The organism is Alkalihalophilus sp. As8PL, from assembly GCF_040939795.1.
In the GTDB taxonomy this organism is placed as follows: Bacteria; Bacillota; Bacilli; order Bacillales; family Bacillaceae_D; genus Alkalihalophilus; species Alkalihalophilus lindianensis.
In genome coordinates, this window is the sequence record NZ_CP162551.1 from 487,926 (window position 1) to 500,092 (window position 12,167).

Annotated in this window: 14 protein-coding genes; all 14 read right to left on the reverse strand. The window is 42.3% G+C overall.

The annotated features are described in order from the left end of the window. Positions 1 to 4 precede the first annotated feature (4 nt). The 14 genes from yqfD to AB3N04_RS03925 all read right to left on the reverse strand — a co-directional run bounded on the left by yqfD (position 5) and on the right by AB3N04_RS03925 (position 12,155). Complete coding sequence (yqfD, locus tag AB3N04_RS03860; RefSeq protein ID WP_368504805.1) at positions 5 to 1,192, reverse strand: sporulation protein YqfD; 1,188 nt, start codon at positions 1,190 to 1,192, stop codon at positions 5 to 7. Positions 1,193 to 1,224: 32 nt separating this feature from the next. Continuing rightward, entirely contained in the window at positions 1,225 to 1,506 is a 282-nt protein-coding gene (gene yqfC, locus AB3N04_RS03865) for a sporulation protein YqfC (protein WP_317120443.1), read from the reverse strand. A gap of 131 nt (positions 1,507 to 1,637) precedes the next feature. Further along, positions 1,638 to 2,192 (reverse strand): hypothetical protein, encoded by a 555-nt coding sequence (locus AB3N04_RS03870; RefSeq protein ID WP_368504806.1) that lies wholly within the window; start codon positions 2,190 to 2,192, stop codon positions 1,638 to 1,640. 37 nt (positions 2,193 to 2,229) lie between these two features. Beyond that, the gene (floA, locus tag AB3N04_RS03875; protein ID WP_317120441.1) at positions 2,230 to 3,234 is read right to left on the reverse strand and encodes a flotillin-like protein FloA; all 1,005 of its coding nucleotides are present in this window, start codon (positions 3,232 to 3,234) and stop codon (positions 2,230 to 2,232) included. An 18-nt stretch (positions 3,235 to 3,252) separates the two neighbouring features. After that, positions 3,253 to 4,593 (reverse strand): nodulation protein NfeD, encoded by a 1,341-nt coding sequence (locus tag AB3N04_RS03880; RefSeq protein ID WP_368504807.1) that lies wholly within the window; start codon positions 4,591 to 4,593, stop codon positions 3,253 to 3,255. Positions 4,594 to 4,777: 184 nt separating this feature from the next. Next, complete coding sequence (locus AB3N04_RS03885; protein ID WP_368505985.1) at positions 4,778 to 5,221, reverse strand: GatB/YqeY domain-containing protein; 444 nt, start codon at positions 5,219 to 5,221, stop codon at positions 4,778 to 4,780. 21 nt (positions 5,222 to 5,242) lie between these two features. Next, entirely contained in the window at positions 5,243 to 5,416 is a 174-nt protein-coding gene (gene rpsU, locus AB3N04_RS03890) for a 30S ribosomal protein S21 (protein ID WP_003323311.1), read from the reverse strand. Between the two features lie 221 nt (positions 5,417 to 5,637). Continuing rightward, on the reverse strand, positions 5,638 to 6,843 hold the full coding sequence (locus AB3N04_RS03895) for an ABC transporter substrate-binding protein (protein ID WP_368504808.1): 1,206 nt from the start codon (positions 6,841 to 6,843) through the stop codon (positions 5,638 to 5,640). 35 nt (positions 6,844 to 6,878) lie between these two features. Then, positions 6,879 to 7,586 carry an ABC transporter ATP-binding protein gene (locus tag AB3N04_RS03900; protein WP_368504809.1) on the reverse strand — a complete coding sequence of 236 codons (708 nt, stop codon included), beginning with the start codon at positions 7,584 to 7,586 and terminating at the stop codon, positions 6,879 to 6,881. Further along, the gene (locus tag AB3N04_RS03905; RefSeq protein WP_368504810.1) at positions 7,573 to 8,343 is read right to left on the reverse strand and encodes an ABC transporter ATP-binding protein; all 771 of its coding nucleotides are present in this window, start codon (positions 8,341 to 8,343) and stop codon (positions 7,573 to 7,575) included. Before AB3N04_RS03905 ends, AB3N04_RS03900 begins: the two co-directional genes overlap by 14 nt. Next, entirely contained in the window at positions 8,327 to 9,328 is a 1,002-nt protein-coding gene (locus tag AB3N04_RS03910) for a branched-chain amino acid ABC transporter permease (protein WP_368504811.1), read from the reverse strand. Before AB3N04_RS03910 ends, AB3N04_RS03905 begins: the two co-directional genes overlap by 17 nt. Positions 9,329 to 9,331: 3 nt before the next feature. Further along, positions 9,332 to 10,195: a branched-chain amino acid ABC transporter permease gene (locus AB3N04_RS03915; RefSeq protein WP_368504812.1), complete on the reverse strand. Its 864-nt coding sequence runs from the start codon at positions 10,193 to 10,195 to the stop codon at positions 9,332 to 9,334. Between the two features lie 154 nt (positions 10,196 to 10,349). Next, positions 10,350 to 11,333 carry a zinc-binding alcohol dehydrogenase family protein gene (locus AB3N04_RS03920; RefSeq protein WP_368504813.1) on the reverse strand — a complete coding sequence of 328 codons (984 nt, stop codon included), beginning with the start codon at positions 11,331 to 11,333 and terminating at the stop codon, positions 10,350 to 10,352. A gap of 15 nt (positions 11,334 to 11,348) precedes the next feature. Further along, positions 11,349 to 12,155 carry an enoyl-CoA hydratase/isomerase family protein gene (locus AB3N04_RS03925; RefSeq protein ID WP_368504814.1) on the reverse strand — a complete coding sequence of 269 codons (807 nt, stop codon included), beginning with the start codon at positions 12,153 to 12,155 and terminating at the stop codon, positions 11,349 to 11,351. Between the last annotated feature and the right edge of the window lie 12 nt (positions 12,156 to 12,167).

The following is a 12,167-nucleotide window of genomic DNA, read 5'->3' on the forward strand; positions in this document are numbered from 1 at the left end:
AACATCAATCCCCTTGAATGATCGGTTGTGCCGATGTGATATCTTCTAGTACTTGGTAGTGAATCTTTAATTTTACTTTACCATTCTCAAGGGCTTCGTGCAAAACTTTTTCGCCCAGGATCTCTGCATCCTCTGGCAAACGATGGACAAGCTCAACACGCGCCATCCTTTTTGCTTCTTCAATCGCCTCTTCTTCTGTATACGTTCGGTTATACGAAGAGGTTTCACGAAATTCTTTTCTTATATACTTAATTGGCAATTCCCATTTGAGAAAGTGGAACTCTTTTTGTTCATTAAACTCTTGTACTTGCTCAAAATCATGAGACCTAAGTCCCCAAAAAGGGACATTCAAATCAAAAAAAGATACATAATGACGGTTTTTGGACTCTCCAGTTAACGTTGTAAATAAGTGCTCAAGCGGTATAGACGCTTCAGATTTATACCAGATTTCTCCTCTAACATCAGCAATAGCTGCGACAATTTCCGTTTTGCCCTCTTTTCCAATTTCCCCTTTTACAAGCATGTCTCCTTTTTCAACAAAATCATTCGGCTTTACTTCTGCTTGACCATGTTCCACAAAAATATCATGAATGATTGCTTTCTTTTTAGCCACTAAATTTCTCGGACTCACACGTGTCGCTTCATCAGGTAATTTTTGTTCGACTACTTCAAATTGATAGGTCGTCCCTTTTTGTCGCACCCCTACCCAAGTAGCCCCACTGACCTGCTCTGTTACATCTCGCTGTATTTGCTCGACACTCGGTAGAGAGAATTGAAAGGTCCATGGCTTAATGCCCATTTCGGTTACTACTTGCCGCAATTCATGCTCGACATGCGGTGAGGCTCCCTCCACTTCTACTTTCCACACCATATTTGAGAGCACAAGGACAATCGCTAAGCAGGCAGCAAGTCCAACAACAAAACCTGCTCTAAGGCTTATTTTTCTCATCATTGCAGGTGTACCCTTTCGTTCAGCAAATGTCACTTTGCAATCTGTTGTCCGTAGAAGAGGACGGATCTTTTTGGCATCTTCAATATCCATGTAGAAAACAATGCGCTCATCCCCGACTCTCTTTATTTTCCAAATTGAAAATCTTTGTTCAATACAACGATTTAAAAACCTCTCTGGATAGGCCCCGTCTACCCTCACTCGAACATAGCCCTTAAAAGCTTGCACCCAATTATTCCGCATTTTGGCCCCTCCTTACCATGATTGTTATATGGTCACTCATTTAAATAAATAACTTGGTCAATACGACCTTCAAGCAGTAACTCCTCGGGTAGGATCGTCTTAATGACAAATTGATCCCCTTTTATTAGGAGCTGTCCCTGTTTAAGTAATAACCTTAATTCTTGATTGGAGAAGCGTAATACCCCGCGGTGATTTTCTATATAAATATGTAGTTGACCGATCATGGTAATTCGTGGCAGGTCCATCATTACATCTGCCGGCAGCTGCATGTTCTTAGTCATCCATACTCTCATCTGCTGTTTGATTTTTTTCATGTGCGACCCTCCTCCTTCTCTCATTTTTATGTCAGAAGAAGGTAGGTTATCACTCATATCTTGTGAATAAGCGAAAAATCGCTCACAAAAAACCCGTACAGAAAAGATTCTGTACGGGTTAAATGGCTCTTTTAACGTTTTGATTGCATAAATGCCTGATGAGGATTTTTCCCTCTCGGTTTACCTAACACCTCTGCCCAAACAACTGCTTTCATTGCTTCTTGATTCGAAAGACGATTTAATTGCAAATCAAGTTTCGAACGATTTTGGCTCGTCTCCCTAGAGGCCGGCTTAACTGTTTTATCAAATCGCTTCACCGCATCACGCTTTTTGTCTTTCAAACGCTCATAGCGATCATACAACTCTTGTTGACGATCGACACCTTTAGAGACTTCCTCATGCGCATCAGAAACAGGTTCAAACGAAACAGGTCTAACGGTTTCCTGATTGGTTGCCTCAGGTTGAGATGGTTGCTCTTGTTTGAAGATTTCTCTCCAATCAACCGTCTCTTCTTGTTGACGTTGTCCTGTTGGTTGCTGACCACGTTGAGCTGTTCTCTCATGGCGTTGTTGGCGTTCGTCTGACTCACCACCATTAGACATTCGGTTGAAGAAACTAATGAGCCCGCCGATGACAATGATGACGAAGAAAAGATTTGACATAATCAATTCAAACAGAGATTCCACTATGTTCTCCTCCTTCCACCATTAGAAGAGAGGTGCATTATTGCCCACGCTTCTCGTTTGAGTCATCTTCTCCTGTAGCTTTACTGATCGAACCACGCATGTCTGTATCAGCCATCACATTTTGGTAATTCATGTAATCCATTACACCCATGTGCCCTTTACGCAATGCATCTGATAACGCCATTGGTACTTCCGCTTCGGCTTCGACAACCTTCGCGCGCATCTCTTCGACTCTTGCTTTCATCTCTTGTTCTTGCGCTACAGCCATTGCACGACGCTCTTCGGCTTTCGCTTGAGCAATCTTCTTATCAGCTTCCGCTTGATCCGTTTGTAGTTCCGCACCAATGTTTTTGCCGATATCAATGTCTGCGATATCAATCGATAGAATTTCAAATGCTGTACCTGCATCCAATCCTTTTGACAAAACTGTTTGCGAGATCATATCTGGATTTTCAAGAACTTTTTTGTGGTTGTGAGCAGAACCGATCGTCGAAACAATCCCCTCACCAACACGGGCGATTACTGTATCTTCACCAGCACCCCCGACTAGGCGGTCGATGTTTGCACGAACCGTAATACGCGCTTTCGCTTTCACTTCAATCCCGTCCATCGCCACACCGGCAATGAATGGAGTTTCAATTACTTTCGGGTTAACACTCATTTGAACCGCTTCTAATACGTCACGTCCGGCAAGATCAATCGCAGCCGCTCGCTCGAAACTTAAGTCAATGTTTGCACGTTGAGCTGCAATCAATGCATTAACAACACGGTCAACATTACCACCTGCTAAGTAGTGACCTTCAAGCTTAGATGTGCTTAGATCAAGACCTGCTTTTACCGCTTTAATTAACGGGTTAACAACACGTGCTGGGATTACTCGACGTAAACGCATCCCCACTAATTCAAAAATACCAATTTTGACTCCTGCAGCTAATGCAGAAATCCACAGCATGACTGGTACAAAAGTAAAAAGTACCGCTAGGAAAATAATTAAAACCCCTAGTCCAATTAATAAACCAATACTACCTGGATCTAATACCATTTTGTTTCCTCCTTTAAATTATAAGTTCTCTTTTACCTCACGAACGACAATCCGTGAACCAGATGTATACACAACCTGGATTTTCCTACCCTGTTCAATATATCCTCCCTCGGATACAACGTCAAGGCGTTCCCCACCAAAAACAGCCGATCCTGATGGCCTTAGAGGTGTTAAGGTTTCCCCTTCCATCTCCAGTAATTCCGCTCTGGTGTGGTTTGTGATATACCCCTTTTCGCTGCTTGTAGAGTCTGTGAGAATTAATTTTTTCCATGGGCCTCGGTTTCCGAAATACCTAAAGATAAAGACGGTTCCAATTGCGGTTAAAATAACGGCAATAAAAATCGAAATAACCATGGAGGACATTGAAAACGATGCTAGGAGCATCCCTCCAATAACCGCCCCTATCCCAAGGACCCCGAAGATTCCAAACCCAGGGATAAAGATTTCAACCATAATTAGTAAAAAGCCTATTCCGAATAACAAAATCGATTCCCAGCCGGCAAACCCTGCAAAAAGATGTCCAAAGAAAAACAACCCCAGTGCAGCTAGCCCCATAAAGCCAGGAACCCCAAAACCTGGTGAGTATAATTCAAGAACAAGCCCTAAACTCCCGATTGAAAGCAAAATTGGAATAACGATCGGATGCGTCACAAATCTAGCAATTTGTTCAGCAAAACTGACTTCCATCTCTCGCTCTGTTACTTGGTCTAAATCAAGGTGCTCCATTAATTCCGCACGATTTGAAGCAATCGCTTCAGCATAACCAACTTCTAATGCCTCACTTGGTGATAGAGTTAAGAAGCGCTCATCCGTTACTCCAAGTTCAGGAATTTCAACGGAGCGATCAGCCATAGCAAGTGCATACAGAGGATCCCGGTCATTTAATTCTGCGGCAGCACGCATTTCAGCAAGCCAATACGATTGTGCTTTTTCATCGGCTGCATTTCCTGCCCCATCAATGACACCAGCAGCACCCATAGTCGTACCAGGAGCCATCACAATTTCATCAGCATTTAAGGCGATATAAGCACCCGCTGATATAGCCTCTTTGGTAACAAAAGCAATAATAGGAATTTCCGTATTTTGCATGAGTCTCGCAATATCACCAGCCGCGTCAACCGCACCACCAGGGGTATGGATTTCTAGGACAATATAGTCAGCCCCTTCATCAGCAGCCGCTTGAAAAGAACGTTGCATAAAAGCAGCAAGCCCTCTTTCGACTGTTTGTTCAACAGGTATGTAATAGACGACCGGATCATTGGTTGGAGACGTTTCACTATAAACGAATGATTGTAGGGGAACTAAAAGCAGGGCCACCACAATGAGTAGAAGAGACATTCTTAATCGAAACGTATTCATCACGCTAACCTCCTTTCTTTTTTAGTCATACTCTTTCTACGTAGCCATCCCTAAAAAGTTTCAACTTTTTTTAAAATGTAACGTCATTTTAACACGAATAAACAGTTGACTTCCACTTACAGCATGATTCATCAAAAAACGCCTCGCTTCTATATAGATAGAAACGAGGCGTTTGTGTCATTAATTATGATAAGTGTTGTTGCACAAGACGATTCACAAGACCACCATCAGCTTTACCTTTAACCTTAGGCATGATAGCTCCCATGACCTTACCCATATCTGCTTTGGTGGAAGCACCAACTTCTTCAATCGTCTCTTTGACGATCGCAGAAACTTCTTCTTCAGAAAGCTGTTCTGGCATATAGTCTTCAAGCACAGTAATTTCATCACGTAGCTTGGAAGCTAAATCTTCACGGTTTGCTTGTTCAAACTCATGGAGGGAATCCTTGCGTTGTTTCAGTTCGCGATTCAGCACCGTAAGGCTATCATCGTCCGTCAACTCACGTCCGAGCTTAATCTGCTCGTTTTGCAACGACGACTTTACCATACGGATGACAGAGAGTTTTTGCTTGTCTTTATTCTTCATCGCATTCTTCATATCTACGTTCAACCGTTCAAGAAGATTCAATGAATACACCCTCTCACTTCTTTAGAACTTACGTTTTCTTGCTGCTTCAGATTTCTTCTTACGCTTAACACTAGGTTTTTCGTAGTGCTTACGCTTTTTAACCTCAGCCAACGTTCCTTCTTTAGAGAGTGATCTCTTGAAGCGACGAAGTGCAGCATCAATCGATTCGTTTTTGCGAACACGAGTTTCTGCCATTATATTTCCCTCCCTCCGAAACAACCAACTCAAACGGCACATCCATCCGAAGTGCACGTCTTTTTAAATTATAATATAGCATTTTTAATAGGTCAACCCAAAATTTACTTAATTCCGCGTTAAAGTAGGATTATGCAATACTTTTTAGCTATTTCCAAAAAAATAATTACTTATATAAAAGCCAACCTCATATGAAATGAAGTTGGCTCCCCTTTTAAAACTTATTCTTCTATTAAGACAATCTCACCATCTTCTATTGCAGCAATTGATGCCATCCAATCAAAGCCGTTATTTTCTACACCTGTTAAGTGCCAAACAAACTTGTCTTCATCTAGAGCTTTTACACCAGCATCCATTTGTGCCATGATCGCTTGCGGGTCCTCTACTGTTCCTGCTAACTTCATAGCTTCCACAATAACGTACATAGCTTGGTAGTTAAAAGCAGATTCTGCAGTAGGTACACGGTCTAATTGCTCTTCAAAGGAGGAAATGAAACTCTCAGCCCCTAGAGCATCACTATTTAAAATAGGCAACATTCCAATTGCACCCTCAATATCGTCATAGTTTCCAAGAACCCCGTCCATTTCTTCGAATTTCGCTTGATCCATCACCATAAATCCACCTTCAAATCCAAGGTCCCTTGCAGCTTTCATTAATAAGGCCGTTGGCTCAGACGGCCCCCCGACAAAAATGACATCAGGATTTTGATTCAACGCATTTGTCACAATCGGGAAAAAGTCTGTGTCTTTTCCAAAATCCACTTCGCCGTCGTACACTATTTCCCCACCATGCTCTTCCCAAACTGGAACTAATTCTTCCGTCCAATCTTTGCCGTATTGAGTGGCTGTGGGAAGTAAGGCTAGTTTTTTACCAAAACGCTCTTGTTGGTATTTCACAAAAGGTTCTGGGTATTGATCATAAGCTGGTGGAATACGTAATGTTAGTTCATTACCTTGAGTAAGTATATCAGGCTCACTTGTGTACGCTGCAATTAAAAAGTCTTCTTGTTCATTAAAGACTTGTGTTGCAAAGACTCCACCACTGTGTGGCACAAATACAATTGGGGTATCATGCTCTTGCACTAGTCGTCGCGCATTCGTTGCTGCTTCATTTGGAAGATACATATCATCATAAGTCACTAGGTTTAATTTATATGTCGTACCTTCTACTTCAAATCCCCCAGCCTCATTAATCTCATCAGCCGCCATTCTGACTCCACTGACAGTATTCTCACCATAAAATGCCGCTGGACCGCTTAATGGACCAGTATAGCCAATGTTTAAAATTTCTTCTCCTCCACTTACTTCTGGTAGCTCTTCCTCACCTTCAGGAGCAGCCTCCCCATCGCCTCCTGTTGTTCCACTCGCACAAGCACCTAGTAACATTGACACAACAACTGCACCAGAAATCAGCCAACTTCTCTTCATTCTCAATTCCCCCATTTTTTTAATTTATCGAAACCCTAGGCGCCAATATACGCTTTGCGAATTTCTTCGTTTTCAAGTAAATCCTCTTTTGTCCCTTCTACACTAAGGCGACCATTTTCCAACACATAGCCTCGTGTCGAGATCGATAGGGCTGCATATGCATTTTGCTCAGCTAGTAATACAGTAACCCCTTCTTTATTCACTTCTTTTATAATGGAGAACATTTGCTCAACGATTAATGGTGCAAGCCCCAGCGATGGTTCATCTAACAAGAGAAGTTTAGGTTTAGACATTAGCGCCCGACCAATCGCCACCATTTGTTGCTGACCACCACTTAAACTCCCTGCAGATGCGTTACGTTTTTGTACTAAATCAGGAAAAAGTTCATAAACGTAATCTAATTGAGTGGCGATGTCTTTTTTATTTCGTTTATAAGAATAAGCCCCCATTTTTAAATTGTCTTGAACGGTCATTTGAGAGAAAAGCATCCGCCCTTCAGCACATTGAACCACTCCACCTGCTACAACTTGAGCAGGCGACTTACCACTGAGTGACTTCCCATTAAAATGCAATTGACCTTCCGCAGGTTTCACTAAGCCACTAACTGTATGAAAAAGCGTGCTTTTACCAGCTCCGTTAGCCCCAAGCAGTACGACCAACTCCCCGGCTTCTACTGTGAGATTAATCGACTGTAGCACACGCTCGGGACCATGGAAGACGGTGAGATCCTTAAGCACTAACATGACTGTTCCCCCCTAAGTACGCTTCAATCACTCGTTCATTTCCTTGTATTTCTTTAGGTGTACCTTCTGCGATCAGTTGACCGTGATTTAGTACCATGACATGATCAGCAAGGGACATAACCATCGGCATTTTGTGTTCAATTAAGCAAACCGTTTTTCCATGCTTCACCATTTTCTTCATTAATTCTGCTAGCCCGTCAGTTTCATCAGGATTAACACCTGCAGCTGGCTCATCAAGCAAGATAAGCGTAGGGTCAGTCGCCAGTGCTAGGGCAAATGCGACTCTTTTTTGTTGTTCTTGAGTAATTTGGGCAACTGATTCATAGGCAAGGGAAGATAGCTCCACAAAATCAAGAGCCTCTTCTGCCTTTTCTAAGCAACGTTTCTCTTCTTCTTTCTCCCTCTTTGTTCTAAAGATGGCATCAAATAAACCTGATTTTGTTCGCAGCCTATGACCGATGAGTACATTTTCAAGAATGGTTGCTTGTTCGAATAAATGAGTGGTTTGAAAGGTACGTCCTACTCCAAGCCTAGCAACTCGATCAGCTCGCATCGTTGAGATATCGTGCCCTAAAAACTTAATTTGGCCAGTGGTTGGTTGATGAAAACCACTAATCAAGTTAAAGAAGGTAGACTTTCCTGCTCCATTTGGTCCGATAATGGCCGTGATCTTTCCTTGTTCAATATTGGCACTTACGTCTTGAACAGCCGCAAGTCCCCCAAATTTCTTGGTTAGACGGTCAATCGTTAACAGCATGCTCTTTTCCTCCTTTGGCATGTTGAGCTTGGAGTATCTGCTTTTTCTTTGCTCTTTTGGCCCTCCACATCAAGTACCCTCCAACAATTCCTCTTGGGTAAAATAAGATTAAGAGAACGACAATCGGACCAAATACAAGCATTCGAAACTCTTCTAAAAACTGAAGCATTTGCGTGAGAAGAACAACAATGAACGTACCAATTAAAGGGCCGGCTAATGTACCAATCCCACCGACAAGTAAGTACAGTAAAATCTCAAATGCTACATGTATATCAGCCATTTGCGGACCAATAAATCGCACGTAAGACGCATACAACGCCCCAGCGAGAGCGGCAAGTCCCGCAGAGATAACAAAGGCTAGCAATTTATTTCTCATCACGGAAATTCCTAATGTTTCAGCTAGCTCTTCGCTATTACGAATGGCTACAAACGTTTTTCCGAGCAAGGAATGGAATAAGCGATACATAAAGAAAATCGTCAACAGTAAGAAAAACAACATCAAGTAATAATAGGAAGTAATGGATTCAAAAGTTAGTGGGCCAATCGGTGCCGGATTTGGAATCCCAATTAATCCCCTCACACCTCCTGTTAAGTCTGATTTATAGATCAAGAGATAGATCAGAAAACCGACTGACATTGTGTAAATGGCAAAGAAATGAGATTTCGTTCTCAGTGCAATTAGACCAATAAAGAAACTAATGAAAACAGTGAGAGCGATGGCTAAAACGAAAGCTAACCAAAAAGGTACGCCTCCTTTAGTTGTTAACAAGCCTAGCCCATATGCACCAATTGCAAAGAATCCAGCATGAGCAAGCGAGAGTTGCCCGGTGAGCCCCGTAATCGTGTTTAATCCATATACAGCAATCGTCCAAATAAAAACGAGAATTAAAATTTGTAGATAATATTGATTTGGCATTAGAATCGGAAAGAGAATAGCGATTAAGAGTAAGGCTAGGAGAAGATAAGTTTTTTTAGATCGTTTCATTCCTTACCTGACCCCCTTAGCAAATAATCCATTTGGTTTCATCGTTAGAATAAGTACGAGAAGTACAAATGCAATTAAATCTTTATAATCACCAGAGATATAAGTAGCCCCAAGACTTTCTGCCATCCCTAAGATATAACCTCCAATGATCGCACCTGGAATACTCCCCATTCCACCGATGATGATAATAACAAAGGCTTTCATGATTACCAGATTTCCCATACTAGGAAAAACGAGATTAATAGGTGCGGCTAAAGTGGCAGCCGCAGCAGCTAATCCGCCAGCAATGGCAAAGGTGAGCATTGATACTCGAGTCGCATTAATCCCAACTAGAAAGGCTCCATTGCGACTTTGAGACATGGCAACAATAGCGGCTCCCGTCATTGTTCTCGTTAAAAATAAATGCAATAAAACCATCAAGAAAACAGCAGCTACTATAACGAGTAAGCGTTGCATTGTAACCGTCAGTCCGAATAGTTGAATCGTATCCCCGTATGGAGTCACCATTCTCTGGTACTGACTCCCCCACATGTATTGAGCAAACGATTCCAGAAAAAATAAAATACCAATTGAGGCAATCATAATAGGCAGTGGATCTTTTGAATCAAGGCGACTGAACACTAGTCTCTCCATCACTACAGATAATAAAGCCACTATCAACACAGCGATGAGGAGTCCAATCCAATAATGCACACCTAAAGCAGTCATAACAGTTAAAGCGATATAAGCCCCCACCATGTACAATGCCCCGTGAGCAAAATTAGGTACATGCAAGATCCCAAATACTAGCGTTAACCCTAGAGCCACTAAACTGTAAACGCTTCCAACAGTAAGCCCGTTTAAAATTTGTTGAAAAAAGAGCTCCACTTCTTCTCCTCCTTTAGTTAAGCTGCCTGACCTTAATTAACATACCTACTAGATAGTATCTATATAAGTGATGTATGCTCATGTCCAAAGAACTATACCGAAAACACTATATAAAAAAGCCAGACTTACGCGTTGAAGTCTGGCTCTCTAGGTGTTATGGCTTTAATATGAGCTTACCTGTAGTTTTTCTACCTTGCATTAAGCTATGAACTTCAGCTGCTTCCTCAAGTGGATACGTTCCACCTATTTGGAGCTTAAGTTGACCACTTCCGACATAACCTAGTAACTCCTTCATACTTGATTGCAAGAGTCGTGGCTTTCTCATGATCTGCGGGAGGAAAAAGCCGATAACAGATTGATTACGCGCCATTAGAGAAGACGGGTTAAACGGACTTTGTTCTCCACTTGCTACCCCGTAGACAACAAGTCTTCCAAATGTAGCTAAGCATTTTAGAGTATCAATAAACACACGTCCTCCAGCCATCTCTAGAGCAACGTTGACTCCTCGACCATTCGTTGCATCGAGTACTTGCTCGTACCAGTTGTCTTCTGTGTAATTGATTAAAACATCCGCTCCAAGCTCACTTGCTAATTCTAATTTTTCAGGAGAGCTTGCTGTTGCAATGACCTTACCAGCGCCCATTAATTTCGCGAGTTGAACAGCAATCGTCCCAACACCCCCCGCAGCCGCATGTACAAGTACCGTATCGCCTTCTTCAAGCTGACCCATCGTCTTTAAAATATGATAAGCACTTAAGCCTTGCAATGGCAAAGCAACCGCTTGCTCAAAGCTTACCCCTTCTGGAATCGGCATTAAGCCTCTATCATCAGCAATTGAGTATTCTGCATAACCAGTCGCTTTTTTTGAGCCAAGAAGGGTTACTACACGGTCGCCCACTTTAACAGTGGAAACATCGCTCCCTACTTCATCTACCACACCAGCCACTTCTGCTCCTGGGACAAATGGTAGAGGTGTCGGTACAACATATTGACCTTCACGCCTTGCAGTATCTGCATAGTTAACCCCTATTGCTTCAATTTTAATAATGACTTCATTTGATTCAGGTTTTGGTAGCTCTAAATCCACCATTTTTAATACTTCAGGTCCACCGTAAGTCGTAAATTGAATAGCTCTCATATCATTACACTCTCCTTATTTCCCTTTAAATTGTGGTCTTCGTTTCTCTTTAAATGCGGCTACGCCTTCTAAGTGATCTTCTGTAGTGACCATCATCGCTTGGGTTGTACGCTCCGCTTCTAAAATATCATTAAGAGTCGCTGTATCTGCGAGATTCGTTAATCGCTTCATTAACCCAATCGCTTTTGTCGGGCGTACTGTAAAGGAGGCAGCATATTCTTTCACTTTTTCTTCCATTTCAGCTAATGGGTAAATATGATTTACAAGCCCCCATTGTTGTGCCGTCTTTGCATCAAGTGGTTCTGCTCTAAACAGTAGCTCTTTTGCTTGATATGGAGTGAGTGATCGTGGCAGGAAGTAATGACCTCCACCATCAGAAACAAGTCCTACTTGGGCAAAACTTAATATAAAGGATGTGTCCTCAGCTGCCACAATCAAATCACATGCAAGGGCCAAATTAAACCCAGCCCCTGCTGCAAACCCATGTACAGCTGCAATTATTGGCTTTTCAAGGGTACGCATTTGCTCGATTAATTGATTAAGATGTCCAATGTGGTTGTAGACATCTACAGGAGCAGCTTCTCCCATCGTCTTCACGTCTCCGCCAGCACTAAAGGCGCGCCCATTTCCGCGCAAGACAAGCACTTTCACATCATCATTCGACTCTGCCTCTTTTATGGATTTTTGTAAGCCCATCATCATTTCAGGGCTGAAGGCATTCAAAGCATTGGGTCTATCAAGTGTTAGGAGCATGACACCATTATCAATTTGTACAAGGAAATCTTTCGTTCCTTCTGCTGTATTACTACTTTCTACACTCATGTCCTCATCTCC

Excerpts from the sequence above, each read along its gene's own strand:
- yqfD (WP_368504805.1), bottom strand. The coding sequence starts at position 1,192 with ATGCGGAATAATTGGGTGCAAGCTTTTAAGGGCTATGTTCGAGTGAGG.
- yqfC (WP_317120443.1), bottom strand. The coding sequence starts at position 1,506 with ATGAAAAAAATCAAACAGCAGATGAGAGTATGGATGACTAAGAACATG.
- floA (WP_317120441.1), bottom strand. The coding sequence starts at position 3,234 with ATGGTATTAGATCCAGGTAGTATTGGTTTATTAATTGGACTAGGGGTT.
- AB3N04_RS03880 (WP_368504807.1), bottom strand. The coding sequence starts at position 4,593 with ATGAATACGTTTCGATTAAGAATGTCTCTTCTACTCATTGTGGTGGCC.
- rpsU (WP_003323311.1), bottom strand. The coding sequence starts at position 5,416 with ATGGCAGAAACTCGTGTTCGCAAAAACGAATCGATTGATGCTGCACTT.
- AB3N04_RS03895 (WP_368504808.1), bottom strand. The coding sequence starts at position 6,843 with ATGAAGAGAAGTTGGCTGATTTCTGGTGCAGTTGTTGTGTCAATGTTA.
- AB3N04_RS03900 (WP_368504809.1), bottom strand. The coding sequence starts at position 7,586 with ATGTTAGTGCTTAAGGATCTCACCGTCTTCCATGGTCCCGAGCGTGTG.
- AB3N04_RS03905 (WP_368504810.1), bottom strand. The coding sequence starts at position 8,343 with ATGCTGTTAACGATTGACCGTCTAACCAAGAAATTTGGGGGACTTGCG.
- AB3N04_RS03910 (WP_368504811.1), bottom strand. The coding sequence starts at position 9,328 with ATGAAACGATCTAAAAAAACTTATCTTCTCCTAGCCTTACTCTTAATC.
- AB3N04_RS03920 (WP_368504813.1), bottom strand. The coding sequence starts at position 11,333 with ATGAGAGCTATTCAATTTACGACTTACGGTGGACCTGAAGTATTAAAA.
- AB3N04_RS03925 (WP_368504814.1), bottom strand. The coding sequence starts at position 12,155 with ATGAGTGTAGAAAGTAGTAATACAGCAGAAGGAACGAAAGATTTCCTT.